Source organism: Rhodococcus sp. Leaf233, assembly GCF_001426165.1.
Lineage (GTDB): Bacteria > Actinomycetota > Actinomycetes > Mycobacteriales > Mycobacteriaceae > Rhodococcoides > Rhodococcoides fascians.
This window is the reverse complement of the sequence record NZ_LMRO01000012.1, coordinates 500,006-516,405: the sequence shown is the minus strand read 5'-3', so window position 1 is coordinate 516,405 and position 16,400 is coordinate 500,006. Positions and strand designations below refer to the sequence as shown.

20 protein-coding genes and 1 pseudogene are annotated in these 16,400 nt (G+C 64.7%); 8 read left to right on the top strand and 13 right to left on the bottom strand.

Annotation, left to right across the window (positions count from 1 at the left end; genetic code table 11):
* Nucleotides 1–5: 5 nt before the first annotated feature.
* Nucleotides 6–806: an ABC transporter ATP-binding protein gene (locus ASH04_RS22140; RefSeq protein WP_057474548.1), complete on the top strand. Its 801-nt coding sequence runs from the start codon at nucleotides 6–8 to the stop codon at nucleotides 804–806.
* On the top strand, nucleotides 803–2,386 hold the full coding sequence (locus ASH04_RS22135) for a hypothetical protein (protein WP_057474547.1): 1,584 nt from the start codon (nucleotides 803–805) through the stop codon (nucleotides 2,384–2,386). The genes ASH04_RS22140 and ASH04_RS22135 overlap by 4 nt, the downstream gene beginning before the upstream one ends.
* Here the strand turns inward: ASH04_RS22135 and ASH04_RS22130 are convergent.
* Together ASH04_RS22130 and ASH04_RS22125 are read right to left on the bottom strand one after the other, a co-directional pair.
* A pseudogene (locus tag ASH04_RS22130) lies at nucleotides 2,378–2,937 on the bottom strand (sugar O-acetyltransferase). The gene ASH04_RS22135 and the pseudogene ASH04_RS22130 sit on opposite strands and share 9 nt — an antisense overlap.
* Before the next feature lie 10 nt (nucleotides 2,938–2,947).
* Nucleotides 2,948–3,454, bottom strand: a complete 507-nt coding sequence (locus tag ASH04_RS22125; protein WP_057474546.1) for a GNAT family N-acetyltransferase — start codon at nucleotides 3,452–3,454, stop codon at nucleotides 2,948–2,950.
* A gap of 29 nt (nucleotides 3,455–3,483) precedes the next feature.
* Between ASH04_RS22125 and ASH04_RS22120 the strand changes: the two genes are divergently transcribed.
* Genes ASH04_RS22120 through ASH04_RS22110 form a run of 3 tightly spaced genes read left to right on the top strand, consistent with a single transcriptional unit; the run spans nucleotide 3,484 to nucleotide 5,730 of the window.
* A complete protein-coding gene (locus ASH04_RS22120) occupies nucleotides 3,484–4,437 on the top strand; it encodes a D-2-hydroxyacid dehydrogenase (protein ID WP_057474545.1) in 954 nt (317 codons plus the stop codon).
* A gap of 54 nt (nucleotides 4,438–4,491) precedes the next feature.
* A complete protein-coding gene (locus ASH04_RS22115; protein WP_032367705.1) occupies nucleotides 4,492–4,941 on the top strand; it encodes an SRPBCC family protein in 450 nt (149 codons plus the stop codon).
* Nucleotides 4,942–4,968: 27 nt separating this feature from the next.
* Nucleotides 4,969–5,730: a class I SAM-dependent methyltransferase gene (locus tag ASH04_RS22110; RefSeq protein ID WP_057474544.1), complete on the top strand. Its 762-nt coding sequence runs from the start codon at nucleotides 4,969–4,971 to the stop codon at nucleotides 5,728–5,730.
* On the opposite strand, the gene lppU is transcribed toward ASH04_RS22110, so the two are convergent.
* The 4 genes from lppU to ASH04_RS22090 form a co-directional block, all read right to left on the bottom strand.
* Nucleotides 5,727–6,326, bottom strand: coding sequence for an LppU family putative lipoprotein (lppU, locus tag ASH04_RS22105; protein WP_032367706.1), 600 nt, complete (start codon nucleotides 6,324–6,326; stop codon nucleotides 5,727–5,729). The genes ASH04_RS22110 and lppU overlap by 4 nt on opposite strands.
* Nucleotides 6,327–6,432: 106 nt before the next feature.
* Nucleotides 6,433–7,662, bottom strand: coding sequence for a molybdopterin-dependent oxidoreductase (locus tag ASH04_RS22100; protein ID WP_052056662.1), 1,230 nt, complete (start codon nucleotides 7,660–7,662; stop codon nucleotides 6,433–6,435).
* A 311-nt stretch (nucleotides 7,663–7,973) separates the two neighbouring features.
* Nucleotides 7,974–8,837 (bottom strand): DUF692 domain-containing protein, encoded by an 864-nt coding sequence (locus ASH04_RS22095; protein WP_057474543.1) that lies wholly within the window; start codon nucleotides 8,835–8,837, stop codon nucleotides 7,974–7,976.
* The gene (locus ASH04_RS22090) at nucleotides 8,810–9,712 is read right to left on the bottom strand and encodes a TIGR04222 domain-containing membrane protein (RefSeq protein WP_057474542.1); all 903 of its coding nucleotides are present in this window, start codon (nucleotides 9,710–9,712) and stop codon (nucleotides 8,810–8,812) included. The genes ASH04_RS22095 and ASH04_RS22090 overlap by 28 nt, the downstream gene beginning before the upstream one ends.
* Nucleotides 9,713–9,884: 172 nt before the next feature.
* Between ASH04_RS22090 and ASH04_RS22085 the strand changes: the two genes are divergently transcribed.
* From ASH04_RS22085 to ASH04_RS22075, 3 genes are read left to right on the top strand one after another with little or no spacing between them, the layout of a single operon-like run.
* Nucleotides 9,885–11,132 (top strand): HNH endonuclease signature motif containing protein, encoded by a 1,248-nt coding sequence (locus ASH04_RS22085; RefSeq protein WP_057474541.1) that lies wholly within the window; start codon nucleotides 9,885–9,887, stop codon nucleotides 11,130–11,132.
* A 60-nt stretch (nucleotides 11,133–11,192) separates the two neighbouring features.
* Entirely contained in the window at nucleotides 11,193–12,491 is a 1,299-nt protein-coding gene (locus ASH04_RS22080) for a lipase family protein (RefSeq protein ID WP_032389391.1), read from the top strand.
* 14 nt (nucleotides 12,492–12,505) lie between these two features.
* A complete protein-coding gene (locus ASH04_RS22075) occupies nucleotides 12,506–13,486 on the top strand; it encodes an endonuclease/exonuclease/phosphatase family protein (protein WP_052054783.1) in 981 nt (326 codons plus the stop codon).
* Here the strand turns inward: ASH04_RS22075 and ASH04_RS22070 are convergent.
* The 7 genes from ASH04_RS22070 to ASH04_RS22040 are packed head-to-tail and all read right to left on the bottom strand — an operon-like array spanning nucleotide 13,479 to nucleotide 16,334.
* Nucleotides 13,479–14,078, bottom strand: a complete 600-nt coding sequence (locus ASH04_RS22070; RefSeq protein WP_057474540.1) for a hypothetical protein — start codon at nucleotides 14,076–14,078, stop codon at nucleotides 13,479–13,481. The genes ASH04_RS22075 and ASH04_RS22070 overlap by 8 nt on opposite strands.
* A 13-nt stretch (nucleotides 14,079–14,091) precedes the next feature.
* Nucleotides 14,092–14,634 carry a DUF6286 domain-containing protein gene (locus tag ASH04_RS22065; RefSeq protein ID WP_051364962.1) on the bottom strand — a complete coding sequence of 181 codons (543 nt, stop codon included), beginning with the start codon at nucleotides 14,632–14,634 and terminating at the stop codon, nucleotides 14,092–14,094.
* The gene (locus ASH04_RS22060) at nucleotides 14,631–15,044 is read right to left on the bottom strand and encodes an Asp23/Gls24 family envelope stress response protein (protein WP_027495125.1); all 414 of its coding nucleotides are present in this window, start codon (nucleotides 15,042–15,044) and stop codon (nucleotides 14,631–14,633) included. The genes ASH04_RS22065 and ASH04_RS22060 overlap by 4 nt, the downstream gene beginning before the upstream one ends.
* The gene (locus tag ASH04_RS22055; RefSeq protein WP_027495126.1) at nucleotides 15,037–15,216 is read right to left on the bottom strand and encodes a hypothetical protein; all 180 of its coding nucleotides are present in this window, start codon (nucleotides 15,214–15,216) and stop codon (nucleotides 15,037–15,039) included. The genes ASH04_RS22060 and ASH04_RS22055 overlap by 8 nt, the downstream gene beginning before the upstream one ends.
* Nucleotides 15,217–15,254: 38 nt before the next feature.
* Nucleotides 15,255–15,539 (bottom strand): hypothetical protein, encoded by a 285-nt coding sequence (locus ASH04_RS22050; RefSeq protein ID WP_162247549.1) that lies wholly within the window; start codon nucleotides 15,537–15,539, stop codon nucleotides 15,255–15,257.
* Between the two features lie 19 nt (nucleotides 15,540–15,558).
* Nucleotides 15,559–15,849 carry an Asp23/Gls24 family envelope stress response protein gene (locus ASH04_RS22045; RefSeq protein ID WP_027495127.1) on the bottom strand — a complete coding sequence of 97 codons (291 nt, stop codon included), beginning with the start codon at nucleotides 15,847–15,849 and terminating at the stop codon, nucleotides 15,559–15,561.
* Complete coding sequence (locus ASH04_RS22040; protein WP_027495128.1) at nucleotides 15,846–16,334, bottom strand: Asp23/Gls24 family envelope stress response protein; 489 nt, start codon at nucleotides 16,332–16,334, stop codon at nucleotides 15,846–15,848. The genes ASH04_RS22045 and ASH04_RS22040 overlap by 4 nt, the downstream gene beginning before the upstream one ends.
* Nucleotides 16,335–16,400 lie beyond the last annotated feature (66 nt).

The following is a 16,400-nucleotide window of genomic DNA, read 5'->3' as shown; positions in this document are numbered from 1 at the left end:
AGCGCATGACGAAACCGCCCATACCGGCTAGTCTGTTACCCGTGCAAACGAATCCTCCCGCTTTGCTGCTCGAGCACATGTGCATGGCCTTCGGCCCCAAGATTGCGGTCGACGACCTGTCGTTGATGGTTCCGCCCGGGTCGATGTTCGGGTTGGTCGGCCCCAACGGTGCTGGTAAGACGACATGTCTGTCCATGGCGGTCGGGCTGCTCAGACCGCAGTACGGCCGAAGTCTCGTTTTCGGGCGTGACGTCTGGGCCGATCCGATCGCGGCGAAGGAGCTGCTCGGCGTGCTACCCGACGGACTGACATTGCCTTCCCAGTTCACCGGCCACGAGCTCCTGACCTATATCGGTCGACTGCGCGCGATGCCGGAGGACGTCATCGCGCAGCGTCGCGACGAGCTGCTGAACGCGTTGGGTCTCGCCGATGCAGGCGGAACCGTCATCGCCGACTATTCCGCCGGAATGACCAAGAAGATCGGATTGGCCTCGGCGCTGTTGCACGGGCCTCGCCTCTTGGTGTTGGACGAGCCCTTCGAAGCCGTCGATCCCATCTCGTCGACGACGATCCGCAACATCCTGATTCAGTTCGTTCGCTCCGGTGGCTCGGTGATCCTGTCCAGTCACGTCATGGCCCTCGTGGAACGGCTGTGCTCCCACGTCGGTGTCATCACCGGTGGTCGAGTCGTGGCGGCGGGAACGGTCGACGACGTCCGCGCCGGTGGCACCCTCGAAGACGCCTTCGTGCGCCTCGTCGGATCCCGAGACCAGAACCCGGACGGCTTGTCCTGGATGCGCTCGTGAAGTCGGTCGGTCGCACCGTCCTGCAGATGCGAATCACGCTCTACCGCAGGCAGTTCAAGGGCGGACAAGCAGTGGTCAAGACCGTGTTCGGGTTGCTGGGGCTGGCCCTCGCGGTTCTCGCATGCGTGATGGCGGCCCGAACCGACGCGTCGCAGGTATTGGTGGGCGGCACCGCAAGCCTCGGACTGACCCTGACGGGCCTGAGTTGGGTGCTCTTCCCGGTGCTGTCGGGTATCTCCGACGACAACATCCAGCCCCGCCACTTCCAATTGCTGTCCGTCGATCCTGCGCGACTGGCCCGTGCGCTGCTGACCACGTCGGTGATCGGCATGGTGGTTCCGCTGACGATCGTCGCGACGGCGTCCATTCCGATCTACGCTCTGTCGCGGTCGGCTGCCGCAGTACCTCTGGCGCTCGTGGCCTGGCCCGCGACGGTGGTGTTCTTCGTGACGTTGTCACGGGTGGTGACGCTGGCCATGTCGCAACTACTCAAGAGTCGCCGCAGCCGCGAATTCGCGTTGCTGGCGTTCGGCGCTGTCTTCGGAGGCCTGTACTTCCTGCAGTTCCCCATCACGCAGAATCTCGATCGTGTGCTGTCGGGTGAGGTGACGTGGCCGCTGACACTGGCTCATTCGATTCCCTTCGGCTGGGGCATCACCGGCGTCGATGCTGTGCTGGAGGGCAATTGGCTGTTGGCGATCGGCGCGGTGGTGGGATTGCTGCTGCTGGACGTCGCACTGGTGTGGGCCTGGCAGCGACTGGTTCTACGCCACTTCGAGGGACGTGTCTCGACGTCGTCGGGATCGACCCGTAAGCAGACGGCAGAGAAGGGGCGCGACGGTGCAACAGGGTGGCGGGCAACGCGCGTCGGCGCGGTAGTGACCCGAGAGCTGTCTCTGTGGCGCGGTGACATGCGTCGTCGGAGTCAGCTGCTGTCGGTGCTGATTTTCGCAGTGCTGGCCGGCATCGGCCCGCTGGTGACCGACTCGATTCCGTTCAGCGCAGCCTGGGGTGCGTGGATCACGATCTTCATGGCGATGGGTGCGGGATCGAATTCGTACGGTCTCGACGGTGGTTCGATGTGGCATCTGGTGATGATTCCGCAGGCTCTCCCCGACGACATCCGTGGTCGGCAGATCGCCTGGTTGCTGGTTGCGACCCCCTTCGCGATCGTGCCGGTCCTGGTGGTCCGAGTGTTCGGTGATCTCGGGCTCGACCGATGGGAGATCCCTGTCGCCGTGACGATCTCGATGCTCGGAGTCAGCGCCGGTCTGACCGCCGTGAACTCCGTACGCGGTGCCTACCCGGTGCCCGAAGCTACGAAGTCGTTTTCGATGAACACACGGGGGTCGTTCACCGGAAATGCATTCGTATTCCTCATCCTCGGGATAGTGGTCCTGGCCGTGTCGGTCGTGCCCGCACTGCTTCTCGCACTGCTCCTTCCGGGAGCGTGGGCGTATCTGTCCATCCTGGTGGCCGTAGCGATCGGCTGGCTGGGGATGTGGTGGGGCGCGCGAATGGCAGTCGGCACGCTGGTTCGTGACTCCGACAGAATCCTGAACTCGGTGATCTCACGGTAGTGCGCGGATCGCCCGACACGGGTTCCCTGCAGCGAACGTATGCGGCGGTACGTCGCGGGTGACGACACTTCCGGCTCCGATCACCGAGTTCTCTCCGATCGTGACTCCGGGACAGACGATGACGCCTCCGCCGAGCCAGACATTGTCTCCAATAGTGATGGGAAGGGCGCTCTCCCAACGAGATCGACGAGCATCGTGGTCCTCCATGGGATGCAGCGCCGTCAGTAGCTGGGCCCGTGGACCGATCGAGACGTCGTTCCGATGGTGATCGGAGCGCAGTCCAACAGAATGGCGTCGTAGTTCAGAAAGCTGTTGAACCCGATGGAAATGTATGTGCCGTAGTCGCATTGGAATCGTGGCATGATCCACGAGTCCGCTCCGATGGAACCGAGTAGCTCGCCGAGCAGTTCACGTCTTTCTGCGTCCTGGTCTGCCTCGGTTGCGTTGAATCTGTCGAGCAGCTTTCCACACGACACCCGAGACGCCACCAAGTCGGGATCACTGTCTCGATAGAGTTCGCCACGCAGCATCCGGTCTCGATTCTCGCTCATGGACCCGACACTATCGAGCGGTCGGCTTCTCGAACAGCGCCACGCTGAACCACGAACTGCCACCCTCGAAGTCGCGACGGCCGACGTACTGGAAACCCTGCCGAACGTAGTAGTTGCGTAGATCAGTGTTGGTCTCGGCGCAGTCAAGCCGTAGCAGCCCTCGCCCTTCCTGCCTGGTCCGCTGCGACGCCCACTCGAGCAACGACGTCCCCAGTCCCGTACCGGCTTCGCTTCTGTCGATCACCAATCCGTGCACGTAGCCGGCGAGCACATCGGGCTCGGGCCAGATGCTCGGATCGGCCCAGATCAGTCGTAGGGCTCCGACAATCGGGCCACCGGGGCGTCGTCGGGCGACGTGGAACTCCCCTGCCTCTATCTGGGCCGCGACAGTCGACAGCGGTACCTCGCGCGGTGCCCACTGAGCGATTCGCCGGGCGGCCAACCAGTCCTCGGCGGCGTGCCGGAGGTCGAGTATCGTTGCTGCGTCGGCGGCAGACGCGGGTTCTACGGTGAGCACCCTGCCATCGTACGGAGGTGACGAGTCCTATGGTGAACGTGATTGTGGTCGAAAGTGATTCGGACCGAAAGGCCTTCCCGTCGATCGGCGGAGTCCACTTCCGCAGTTGCACGATCCCCGAACTCGTCGACGCTGTGTCGTGGGCAGAGGTTCTACTGTTTCGCACGTTCGAGGCAGTCGACCTGCAGAATGTGTGGCCGCACGCCGACAAGCTTCGCTGGATTCATGTGTCGAGCGCCGGGGTCGATCGGGTGCTGGATCCGGTGCTGCGGGACAGTCCGTGGGTGCTCACCAACTCCGGCGGCATTCTCGACCGTGCGATCGCCGAGTACGTCGCTGCGGGCGTTCTGGCGTCGATGAAGAAGCTGCCCGAAGCGCTTCGGCGACAACGTGAACGGGTCTGGGAGCATCGCCTCACCAGTGGAATCCACAATCGGAGGGTGCTGGTCGTCGGTCCGGGTTCGATCGGCCGCGCCATCGGTCGCGTTCTCGGTGCACTCGGCATGCGTGTCGACGCGGCCGGTACATCCGAGCGGCCGGGAGATGCGGAGTTCGATAGAATTCGTTCGGTGGACGAGTTACCCTCCTACGCAGATGAATACGACGTGGTGGTGCTGTCCGCGCCGCTGACCGAGAAGACCCGCGGGCTCGTGAATGCAGAGGTCCTCGGGGCAATGCGTCACGACGCGGGGCTGGTCAACATCGCCCGTGGGCCCGTTGTCGACGAACAGGCCTTGTGTGAGGCATTGGATTCCGGGGCGATCGGATGGGCCGTGTTGGACGTCTTCGAGGTCGAGCCACTTCCGACGTCGAGTCCGCTGTGGGAGCTCGACAACGTGATTCTGACGGCGCATCTGGCCGGTGACGCCGACGACTTCGCCGATCGGCTGTGGACGCTGTTCGAGGACAATCTCGATAGGTACCGGCGGAACGAGTCCCTGGTCAATGTGGTGGATAAGCAGGCGGGCTACGTCCGCCGGTAGAAGCCGACGTCAATCTATGTGTAACACGCCGTCGCGTGTATTAGTGTCGGTGGAATGCGTGAGATAAACCATTCGGCGGTCGCGTCGACACCCCGCGATGCGGCTTTCGCCTACCTCGACGACTATCGAAACGTCCCGAGGTGGATGTTCGGGATCACGCGGTTCGAGCCGAGGAGTGAGACCACCTCCGGTCTCGGGGCGACGTACGACGCAACCATGCAGATCGGCCCCAAGTCGTTGAATTCGATCGTGCGCGTCACCGAATGGGTCGAGAACGAGCGACTCACGCTCGAATCGGTCGAAGGCCTGTCCAACTCCTCGACCTGGTCTTTCACGGACCTGGATGAGGGCCGGACCCGCCTCGATGTCATCTTCCGTTACAGCCTGCCCGGGGGTATCGCCGGTAAAGTTCTCGGGGCCGTTGTGGAGCCCGTCGTCGGGCAGGCGATTCGGCACACCGAGTCCACATTGCGGTCGCAACTGGAATCGGCCGAACATCGGTAGTCCCGAATAATCGGTACTCTGGCTAACGTGACGGACGAGCCGGAACGACCCCGCGGACTGAGCTTCGGCAGAGTCGCCGAGGAGTACGACCGGGCTCGCCCTGGATACCCGCCGGCGCTGTACACGGATGTTCTTGCCGGCGGTGCGACCCGCGTGTTGGAAGCGGGAGCCGGCACCGGAAAAGCCACCGTCGCGTTGGCCGAACGCGGCGCTTCGGTGGTTGCGGTCGAGCCGGATTCGGGTATGGCCGAGGTGATCCGACGCCGCACCGAGAACATGGACGTCGATGTTCAGGTCTCCCGGTTCGAGGACTTCGTCGGTGCGCCTTCATCGTTCGATGTCGTCGTGGCCGCTCAGGCGTGGCACTGGGTGGACCCCGATCGAGGAGCCGCGGTGGCGGCTCGTGCGTTGGTCCCCGGGGGATCACTTCGGTTGTGGTGGAACATGCCCGGTCAGCTCGACGGGCCGGTGTGGGAGTCGGTGCGGGCTGCGTACATCGCGACCGAGCCGGACGCCGCGCCGCTGTTGGCGCACTCCCTCGGCGTGCAATCCGAGACCGCGGTACCCCGCGCGGCCGGCTTCGGCCCCTGGTCCACGTCGACGTACGAGTGGGTTCAGCGTTACTCCGCGGACGAATTCTGCGCGATGGCCGCGACATATTCGAGTCACCTGATTCTCACCGACACACGTCGGCAGGAAGTGCTCCGAGCGGTTCATGCGGCTATCGACAGCCACGGCCACCTGGATTATCAGTACGTCACGCAGATGATGACGGCGACTCGAGGCTAGGCCACCGTCGTGGTGCAGACGACGAATTGCCGTGCTTCGTAGGCGAATCCGCCTTCGGGGCAGTCGTTGGGGTCCGCGGTACCGGTCTTGATCTCGGTGACCTTTTCCACGCTCGTCGCGCTGGGGTCTGCGCAATCGACGCGGGCGGGCTCGTCCATTCCGGTACTCGGCACGCTCATGCAGCCGTCGATGACCCAGTCGACGTCGAGGCACAATGCGCCCTGCTCGACACCGTTCAGAGTCTCGTAGTACGTCTGGTTGACGTCGGTGGGGCACTGCTCGTTCTCTGCGGCTTTGGCGATGACCTTGTAGTTGGACTCCATGCTACCGCATTCGGCGTTGTCGATTTCGGCGGCCGTCATCGTGCCACCGAGCTTGACGCACTGGCCGATCTCGACGTCGATGTCGGTGGAGCCACCAGCGTCGATGCCTTCCTGGCCGGACACGTTGTCGGTGGTGGTGGGGGCTGCGGAGCTGCTGGAGGCAGTGGTGTCTGCGGCAACGGCGGTGCCGGCGTCAGACGACGAACAGCCCGCGGCGAGCATCAGCGTGAGGGCTGCACCCGCGGCGAGAAGGCCTCGAGATAGTGCGTGCATCGTGGCATGACCTTTTGGACTCGTCCAGGCGAAGGAGCATTCCTTCGTCGGCAGCCCCGCGGGCCACCGATGAAAGATTCTCGACCATCCGGGCGGTTTTGCAAAGTCACGAACGGAACACGATGCGCGCCACCCACTTGGTGTTGTGCACACCGGGAAGCGCGGGAACAATAACGCGTGCCGGGTAGCCGTGATCGAGCGAGAGATCGACGCCGTTGACTTTCAATGCCAACAGTGAATCAGGATGGAGAGCTTGATTGCCCTGCAGCACAGCACGACCGAATGGGCCACCCTGTTCTATCGAAATGACTTCCGCGGACCTGGGTGCGGGTACACCTGCCAATGCTGCGAGTTCGGCCAACGGAACGCCCGTCCAACTCTGCGTGGTCGACCACCCTTCGACACAGGCGATGGGAAGTTCGGCGGTGTGCTGAGTCATCGACAGCAGCCTGCCGCGGGAGAGCACCACCGGTTCCATGTTCTCCGAAGTACTTTCGACGGACAGTGTCCAGTCTGCGCCCGTCTGTTCTTCGGTGACTCCGGCCGCCTCGGCAGTGCGATTGATCTGAAAGTCGTTGGGCCCGTCGCCGTACGACCGCCCACGCGGAAGGAGAATTGCCGCCTTGCGTAGGACGCCGCCGACGGTCTGCCCCACCGTCAACACGGCCACGAAACCCATTCCGGCGGCGACCAATCCGATCGCACCGCGTCGGCTCATGGTCTGGTGTGGCCGGCTCGGCGCTTCGTTGCGAGCACGCAAGACGTCCATCAACGATTCCGATCGAAGGGTCCGCCACATCAGCGGCACCTTGAGGCCGAGGTGCACCAGGAATCCGGCGATGAAAACCCAGGCACCGAAGTAGTGAGCGGCGTAGAAGTCGAAGCCGAACACGTAGTCGTATTGGATGTTCAGCACGCCGGTCACGATCTCGAACAGCAGACCTCCGACGAGTGCCAGCAGCGACAGTCGTTCGAGTGCATGTGCCGGCGACCGCACCGGCGGCAGTTCGACGAGCTTGGGCATCACCGACCAGAGCTTGGCGATGACGAGCGGGACGATGATCAGGCCCAGCCCGACGTGCAGGCCCTGCGTCAGCTGGTACAGCCAGGCTGGGTTCGTCGGCCAGTCGAAGAACGGTAAGCGCAACCACCCGACGGCACCTGGTTTGGCCTGGCCGAACTGCGGCCCGTACGCGCTGTAGGACAGTAGGCCTGTCAGAATCACGATCGGCAGCGCAACGAGCAGCACCGCGCCGAACACCGACGTCAACCACGTGCTGCGCAGCGGACTGCGAAAGCGCGCGAGCGGGTTGGGTGCGTCGGCCATGTATGGCATTCGCTGCCCGACCCGTCCCGGATGTGTGGCGGCGAGTTCCCCTTCCTGTTCCATGGCTCGGTAGAAGGCCTCGGCATCCTCGGCCGTCGACACCTTGGGGCGGCTGGACGCCCATCGGCGGAACAGCATTTCGTATCGGTCGCCCAACGCCGAGGGCAGTGCCGGATAGCGTGCCGCGATCTCGGCCGCTCGTTTGTTCAGCAACGCCGCTCGGACAGTGTCCACTGTCGCAGAATCGAATTCGGCGGGCAGTGGCCCACCTGCCACGAGAGCGCGTACCAACTCTTCTTGACGGCGCGCCAGGTCGTCGTTCACCTCGCGTACCCGGACGTCCGTACCCCGGTGATGCGATCGAGTCCCGCCGCATCTGCGATCGCATCCAGTTCTGCGAGTAGCTCGGCCTCGGGTGGATAGTGACCGTCGCGTTCGAGCATCAGGGGCGTGCGATGACCGGCCATCGCAAAGGTCCGTAGTAATTCGAGGACTTCGTCGGGCACGGGCGCAGTGTGGGTGTCGTGATAGATGCCGCCACGGACCGTGCCACCGGCGATGTGGCAGTAGGCAATTCGATCCAGCGGCAGGCGTTCGAGTTCGGTCCACGGGTCGCGGCCTCGATTGAGTGCGTTCGCGTACACGTTGGCGATGTCGAGCACCAGGCTCACGCCGGTCCGCTCGACGAGTTCTGCCAGGAACTCACTCTCGGTCAATTGGTCTTCCGGCCAATCGAAGAGGGTTGCAATGTTTTCCACCGCCAGCGGAACCGGCACACCATCCTGCGTTCGTGCGATGTTTCGCGCGAGCGCCGTCAGTGCTTCGTGGGTGCGTGGTACCGGAAGCAGATGACCGGCCTCGATTCCGTCGGCGCGGACGAAGGCGATGTGCTCGCTCACCAGCGGGGATCCGAGCATGGATGCCACTCGTGCCAGTCGGTCGATATGGTGCTGTTCCACCGGCTCGGCACCGCCCAAGGACAACGAGATTCCGTGCGTGACGACGGGAACTCCCAAGGTGACGAGGCGATCGGGTGCCTGCTCACCGATCGATTCGGCGATGACCTCGCAGAACGCCAGCCCCGGGAGTTCCGAGACGATGCCGGATATCTCCGAGCGCCAACCGATCCCGAGCCCGACGGGCACTGTGTCGGTGTTCAACCTCCACAACCTCCGCCGCCGCATCCCCCACCGCCACCGCCGCAACTGCTACTGCCGCCGTCGCCTCCGCTGCCTCCGCTGTCGCCGCCGAAGCCGAACGACGCGGCCCCACCGGCCTGGGCGGTGCCGTAGCTGAGTGCACCGGCCATCGCCGGATCGAGCATCAGCAGGGCCCCTGCTCCGAAAATGGCTGCAGACAATCCGGCACGAGTCGGCCCGTAGGCGGTGAAGGACGGTCGCGCGCGGGGTGAAAGGTAGTCGTTCTCGGCGCGGAGCCGGCGTAGTTCGGTATCGCCCGCAGCTGTCCGACGGCGTCGACGAAGCAGAACCGGCACCGCCGCGAACAGGACGAGCACGATCGCGACGAGAAACCAGACGGGCTTGCCGTTCGCGGTGCCGGCGACGATGCGGGCAATTCCGACTGCGATGACGAAGACAACCGGGAATACCCGTGTGACAGCGGAGCCGCGTGCGCCGTGCAGCAGACCCTCGTCGACGAGAGTGCTCCGCAGTTGCGCGCATGTGCCCGACATGTTCGCCACCAGTCGGGAGCGAACCAGGGGTGCTTTACCGCTACCGAGGCGTTCGAGAACGGTGCGGGTGAACCAGTCCAGCTGTGACCGCTCGATGGCGCTCAGCTCGCGGCGCTTTCTTCCTTGCGAGTCGATGATCTCGGCACCGCGAAGTATGGCCAACGACGCCATCACTGCCTGGGAGTCGCTGGTGAGCACACCTACTTCGGGGGGTGTGAGCACGCGGCCTGCCGACGTCACCGGGGTCGATCGGTGAGCGGCTATCCAGTTCCCCGCCATCGTCAGGAGTATCGCGAGAACGGCCGCGAGCAGGTACCAGCGGAGAAAGTCTGTGCTGGGGATGCCCCAGGTGTCCGAACCGCTCATGGCCACACCCACTTTCCGTCGGATCCAGCATCTGATGCTCAGTATCGGGCCCGTGGGCGAGAAAGCAACCCCGACGACGTCCCCGCGGGGACGGGTGCGTCGGTTTCCCGCCGTTCTTGTCGGTGCCTCGTCGTACTGTCGTCGAACGTACATTCGACGAGTGGGGGCATTCATGGTCGAGACTGCAGACATCGAGACGGAGATATGCGCGCTGGCGGGCCAGATCGCGGCTGCATCTGCGCAGTATCTGATCCTGGTCGGTGAGTTCGATGCTCGACGTGGGTGGGCCGCGTGGGAGACGAGGTCCTGCGCGCACTGGTTGTCCTGGCGCGCCGGAGTCGATCTGCACACTGCCCGTGAGCAGGTGCGGGTGGCCAAGGCGATGCGCGAGCTGCCCCTGATCACCTCTGCGTACCTGAGCGGCACGGTGTCGTACTCGAAGGTGCGCGCGATGACCCGTGTCGCAACTGCCGACAACGAAGCGTCACTGCTGCAGAAGGCGCTCGATGCACCCGCCGCGCACATCGAACGTCTCTGCCGTGGTCTGAAGAAGGCGATGCGGCCGACCAGAGGCAACGGCGTCGACCTCGATCCGTGTGTGGGACGGTGGCGCTGGGACGACGAGGACGGCTCGCTCGTGGTGACGGCGCGCTTTCGGCCCGAGGACGGCAAGCGATTTCTGGCTGCGGTGACCAGGGCCGAGTACGAGCGCACTCGCACGGAGGTGGAATCCGAGGGTGACCGGTCGGCCCCGGCGCCGCCGAACCCCGTTCCTGCGCTCGTCGCGATGGCGGAGATGGTGTGCGCCGCCATCGATTCACCGGTCGTCTCACCTGCCGCGGAGGTGTTGATACACCTCGGAGACAGCACCGAAGCCGGGTGCGATCATGCTCATTTCGATGACGGGCCCGGGCTCGACGACGAAACTCTCGCTCAGGTGTTGTGTTCGTCGGTCATGCGAGTCGTCGGTCACGGCCGGTTGGGAAAAACGGTGCGGTGGAGTACCACTGCCAAAGCACCGAGCCGAACCCAGCTGCGTCAGTTGATCATTCGCGATCGATGCTGCTCGGTGCCCGGGTGCGGACGCACCCGGTTTCTGCATGCTCACCACGTCACCTACCGCTCGCGGGGAGGTGCGACCTCGCTCGACAACTTGGTCCTGTTGTGCGGCGAACACCATCGAGCACTGCACGACGGCTACTTCCTCATCGAATCCCTCGGCCACCAACGATTCACGTTCCGGCACCCGTCGGGAGGAGAGATGGTTCACGCGCCGGCGCTGTCCGGAGACGCCGAGGTCCGCCGGCGGCAATATCAGCACATCGAACCCGACGCCATTGTCCCGAACTGGGGCGGGGAAGGCCTCGACCTGAGCTACGCGACCGACGTTCTGATCACCAACTGGCAGCAGGCTGCATGAAAAGGGGCCGTTCAGGGCAAGTTAGTGTGACGAAGAGACTCGGACAAGAAGCGGTGGGATATGAGCGTCGACAGATCGATGGCGGACGAACAGTCCTGGCCGGTGGAACAATGGCCGAGCTGTGAGGATGCGACCAGGCCGGAAAACGACCCGTTCTACGCCGCGCCCGAGGGCTACGAAGCGGCTCTACCGGGGACGATTCTCAAGGTGAGGCCTGTCGAGGTCGCGATGTTCGGCCACGTGCGACAGCGAGTCGACGCATGGCAGCTGCTGTACCGCACCGCCGATCTGGGCGGTGTACCGCAGGCCAGTGTGACGACGGTGCTGCGGCCGCAGAATGCCGAACCGGTGTTGCTCTCGTACCAGTGCGCCATCGACGGCGTTGCGTCCTCGTGCTTCCCGTCCTACGCGCTTCGACGGGGCTCGAAGGCCCTCGGCGCAGTTCCTCAGTTCGAGTTTCTGCTGGTTCTGCATGCCCTGCGCCGCGGATGGACCATCTCGATCCCCGACCACGAGGGACCGGACGGACATTGGGGGTCGCCGCAGGAACCAGGATTCTGCACACTCGACGCGATCCGCGCGGCGCTGTCGTTCGAGTCGTTGGAGCTGCACGAGAGCACGCCCGTGGCATTGTGGGGATATTCGGGCGGCGGGCTCGCGACGTCGTGGGCCGCAGAAATGGCCCCTGAGTACGCACCGGAGCTCGAGCTCGTCGGTGCCGCCCTCGGCTCCCCCGTCGGCGATCCGGGTTCTGCGTTCACCAGGCTCAACGCGACGCTGCACGCGGCTCTGCCGACGCTTGTTGTCGCGGGACTGCGACGCACCTACCCCGATCTCGATCGTGTGGTGCGTCAGTACGTCAGCGAGGACGGAATGCGCATTCTCGATTCCGTCGAATCGATGACGACCGTTCGCGCTGTCAGACGGCTGGCTCGGCACGATCTCGACAACTACATCGACATTCCGCTTGCCGACCTGCTCGCCCTACCCGAGATCGTGCAGGTGTTCCAGGACATCCAGCCCGGTCGCACTGCTCCGTCGGTGCCGTTGCTGGTCGTGCAGGCCGTGCACGACCAGATCATTGCCGTCGACGACGTCGACGGCCAGGTCGATCGGTATCTCGAAGCCGGCGCACACGTGACCTACCTGCGAGATCGGCTGAGCGAGCACCTGTCGCTGCATCCGCTCAGTGCGCCCCTGACCCTCGATTGGCTGGCCGATCGCTTTGCCGGCCTTCCTGTTGCCGAACCGGCGACCAGAACGGTGTGGTCGACAGCGTTCTCGTTCGCGGCTGTACGGGGCTTGATGTCTCTGACCTGGACAACCGTCCGAGCATTGACCGTCGGCGTCAGGGCGTAGCTACTCTCGGTGCGATGCAGCGAACCTGGGTACGGATTCTCACCGGAACGATCGCGACGCTGGGCATCGTCACCGGACTCGTCGCGATGGGGGCGTACTACACCGACACCCGCATCAACGTTCTGATCGCGCTGGCATCGTTCGTTCCCCTGATGCTCGTCGCTGTCGTGGTCGGTGCCGTCGTCGCGCTGATCGGTAGGCAATGGATTCTGGCGGCGGTGTCCGCGGTCGTGTTGGCAGCAGCCGCTGTGGCGTACGCACCTCTGTACGTGGCCGACGCGGCATCCCAGGACGACGCGAGCGGCAATGCCGTCCGGCTGCGGGTGATGCAGGCCAACCTGATGGTGGGCAGCGCCGATCCGTCGGTCGTCGTCGGATCGGCACGCGACAACGCCGTCGACGTCGTGACGATCCAAGAGCTGACCGATGCGTCGGTGCTCGGGCTACGGGATGCCGGCATGGAGCAACTCTTTCCGTACAGCTACCTGCGAGCGTTGCCGACGGGTGGCGGAGGTGCCGGAATCTACAGTCGCACACCGCTGTCCGACAATCGCGAACTCGCCGGTTATGGGCCCGTGAACCTGGCCACCTCCGTCGACGTTCCCGGATCGGAGCCAGTGACGCTCCTGGCCGTCCATCCCGGCCCCGCATACGTCACCCCGGCCGATATCTGGACCGCCGAATTGGACACGCTCCGTAGCGATCTCGAGGCGGTGTCGGCAAGCGGTCCCGTCATCGTCAGTGGTGATTTCAACACCACGTATTCGCACAAAAAGTTCAGGAACCTACTCGATGCCGGATATGCCGACGCTGCATCACAATTGGGGATGGGGCTGATACCGACCTATCCCACGGACAAGGGCACTCCGGCCGTCGTCGGCATCGACCACATTCTCACCAATTCCGGGCACGCCCGATCACTGGAAAGAATCGACCTCCCGGGATCGGACCACCACGGCCTGATCGGGGAGATCGAGTTCTCCGGAGTCAGCTGACGCGCGCCGACTGCTTGCGAGACTTGCCGCACTGCAACAGAATTCGCACCTTGGCTGGAGTTCCGTCGAGTGAGGTCACGATGTCGTCGCGGGTCCGTGCTGCGGCGTCGGACACCTGCTCGAGGGACGTGACGGCCGGGTCGAGCGTCGCGACGATCTCGACCACGCGCTGTCCCCTGTCCGAGACAGAGCGACCGGAGGCCGAGACGATTCCGTCGTGACCTGCCAGCGTCTTGGCTGCACTACGGGCGGCGGTGCCGAGGTCGACGCTGAGCCTGCCGTCGACCTGCTCTCCGTCCACGTTCGTGACGTCGGCCGACGTGGATCCGAAGGCCACGGTCCCGACCGATCGTCGCGGCAGGTGCGCGAGCAACCACCACAGACCCAGCAGGATCAGCACGACAGCGGCTGCGCCGAGAGCCCAGGGCCACCAACCGGCGTCGACGGCAGTGTCGACGAACGCGGCGTCCAGCCGCTCGCGGCCGGGAAGCTCGCCGCGTTCCCAGGCGATGGCTCCGCCGCCGAGAGCGATCAGAGCCAGCCCGACGACGGCTGTGCCGGTGCGGTCGAGCGATGCGGTTGCGCGTTTCACAGCTGCTGTCCTTTCATGAGGTCTGTCCTGTCGTTCGCACTCGGGTGCGCACCTTGGGTGCCGACGCGAGTGGGCGGAGGGCGTCGTCCACGGACGTCACGACCGCGGATTTGAGAGCCGAGGTGTCGGTACCGGCCACGGTGGATACGGCGACGGTGACCTTCTTGTTGCCCGCCTTGGCGGACGCGGTGTCGACGCCGACACTGTCCAGGGCGGCAGATCGCGCGACGGCAGCGACGTCGCCCTTACGAAGCCAGACGCCCTGCTCGTTGAGAGCACGGTGGGTGCGACGACGTGGGCGAATTGCCACGAACACGAGAACGAATCCGATGACGACGGCGGCGATACCTGCGGGCAGCATCCACTGCTGAGCGGTGAGCCCATCGAGGTTCGATGCGGCCGGGCCGACCCACTCGGAGCCGTCGAGAGCGCCCAGCTTCAGCAGCGCCTCGCGTCCGAGTACGACTCCGGCGGCGATGAGAACGAGAGCGAACAGGACGGCCGGAACAGCTGCGGTGGGGTTGGCCACCGGCTTCTTGCTTGCTTGCTCTGTCACTGCACTCTCCCTTCTTCGCTGGTGGGCTCGGCCGGTATGCATTCGACCGTCACGTCGACTCGGTCGACGGTGTAGATACCGAGTTCGGACAGGTCTCTGGCCACGGCGGCGCGAACGTTCGCAGCCACTTTCGCCAACGGTGAGGGCCAGGTGACTCCGACGGAGACCTTCGCTCGCACTCGCTCGCCGGTGATCGTCACATCGGCCTTCGGCAGATCACGCCCACCGAGGAGGTGCAGTCCGGGCTGGCGGTCGGTGACGGAGTCGGTGCCGCGGGCCGCCAGAACGGCCAGGCGTTCGACTGCCTTGTGCTTGATCTCCAGGGAACCGCGATCGCCGGGGTCCGCGAGTGACCCCGGGGTTGCGGCCGGTGTCCCTGGGGTCGTGGGGGTTGCTGCTGTGTCAGTCACGACCGCGACCACGCATGATCGAGTTCAGATCCAGTTCACCGTCGATGTAGCGGCCGACGAAGAAACCGAGTCCGCCGAGGACGATGGCGATGAGGAAGCCGGTGAAGCCGCCGGCTGCTGCGGCGATGGCCAGCAGAAGTCCCACGAACAAACCGATGGTTGCAGTGGTCATGGTCTTGTCTCCAGTCAGAGTGTTCGGATGTCGAGAGTTCAGATGTCGAAGTAGTTGCGTCGAGTGACGCGTTTGCGGAGCCGGGCGATGCGTTTCGGCAGTGTGCGCAGTGGCGTCGGTACCGAGGACGAACGGAACGCTGTCGGTGCGCTGGCAGTGTTGATCGGATTCGACGGAAGTACGGCGAACCGGCGGTCGACTTCCGCGAGCTCTGCCATGTACCGGGCGGGATCACCACCGATGTCGGGGTGGTGTTCTCGGGCCACAGCGCGCCGGGCCGCCTTGTACGCGGCGGCCCGGTCGCGCGCTGAATGCTCGTTCACCTGGTCAGACTCGCACAATTCAGACCCGGACGACATCCTCGACTGTGACGTGCACGGGCCCGTCGACCATTGCCGCGACGGTGCTACGCACTGCCTCGGCGGTCTCCCGTACGGCGTAGCCGAACTGGAGAGTGACGTGTACCTCGGTGCCGTCGTCTGCGATCCGGATGCCGGCGACGCGGCGTCCGGGTAGATAGGTCGCAGCCTCGCCGAACATGCCGCCGTGCAGCCCGACGACACCGTCGATCGCCTGTACGGCGTCGGCGATGTCCTCGGACTTGTCACGGTCCGTCGGGTTCGGGTCGGTCACTGCACTCGGGTGGAGGCGGTCTCGGTGGTCTCCTCTTCGTCCGAGCCGTCGTCCAGGTAGATGTCGTGAACGACGATGTTGACCTCGGTGACCTCGAGGCCCGTCATGCGCTCGACGGCGTTGATGACGTTGCGACGAATGCCTGCTGCGAGGTCTGCGATCGAGACGCCGTAATCGGCGACGATGTCGATGTCGACCGCTGCCTGACGCTCGCCGACCTCGACCGAGACGCCCTGCGACTGGTTGACGCGGGCACCCGGGATACGCTCGCGCAGGGCACCGATCGCGCGGCTCGCTCCGCCGCCGACGGCATGTACGCCCTGGACCTCACGGGTGGCGATGCCGGCGATCTTCGAGACGACGGTATCGGCAATGGTGGTGCGGCCCTGCGAGCTGACGAGCACGGAATCCGACTTCGTGGTGATGTCGGTCTTGCCTTCGCCTGCTGCGGATACGGTTGCCTTGGTGTCCGTCGTGGAGCTCATGACTGCCTCTCTTCGCTGAGTAGTGGTGCACAGTGTGTGTCAGGAGTTGGTCGTAGCTCGATCACC

Coding starts and splice junctions, on each gene's coding strand:
- ASH04_RS22090 (WP_057474542.1), bottom strand. CDS start 9,712: ATGAGCGGTTCGGACACCTGGGGCATCCCCAGCACAGACTTTCTCCGC.
- ASH04_RS22100 (WP_052056662.1), bottom strand. CDS start 7,662: ATGCCATACATGGCCGACGCACCCAACCCGCTCGCGCGCTTTCGCAGT.
- ASH04_RS22085 (WP_057474541.1), top strand. CDS start 9,885: ATGGTCGAGACTGCAGACATCGAGACGGAGATATGCGCGCTGGCGGGC.
- ASH04_RS22115 (WP_032367705.1), top strand. CDS start 4,492: ATGCGTGAGATAAACCATTCGGCGGTCGCGTCGACACCCCGCGATGCG.
- ASH04_RS22075 (WP_052054783.1), top strand. CDS start 12,506: ATGCAGCGAACCTGGGTACGGATTCTCACCGGAACGATCGCGACGCTG.
- ASH04_RS22055 (WP_027495126.1), bottom strand. CDS start 15,216: ATGACCACTGCAACCATCGGTTTGTTCGTGGGACTTCTGCTGGCCATC.
- ASH04_RS22080 (WP_032389391.1), top strand. CDS start 11,193: ATGAGCGTCGACAGATCGATGGCGGACGAACAGTCCTGGCCGGTGGAA.
- lppU (WP_032367706.1), bottom strand. CDS start 6,326: ATGCACGCACTATCTCGAGGCCTTCTCGCCGCGGGTGCAGCCCTCACG.
- ASH04_RS22120 (WP_057474545.1), top strand. CDS start 3,484: ATGGTGAACGTGATTGTGGTCGAAAGTGATTCGGACCGAAAGGCCTTC.
- ASH04_RS22140 (WP_057474548.1), top strand. CDS start 6: ATGACGAAACCGCCCATACCGGCTAGTCTGTTACCCGTGCAAACGAAT.
- ASH04_RS22095 (WP_057474543.1), bottom strand. CDS start 8,837: ATGCGGCGGCGGAGGTTGTGGAGGTTGAACACCGACACAGTGCCCGTC.
- ASH04_RS22040 (WP_027495128.1), bottom strand. CDS start 16,334: ATGAGCTCCACGACGGACACCAAGGCAACCGTATCCGCAGCAGGCGAA.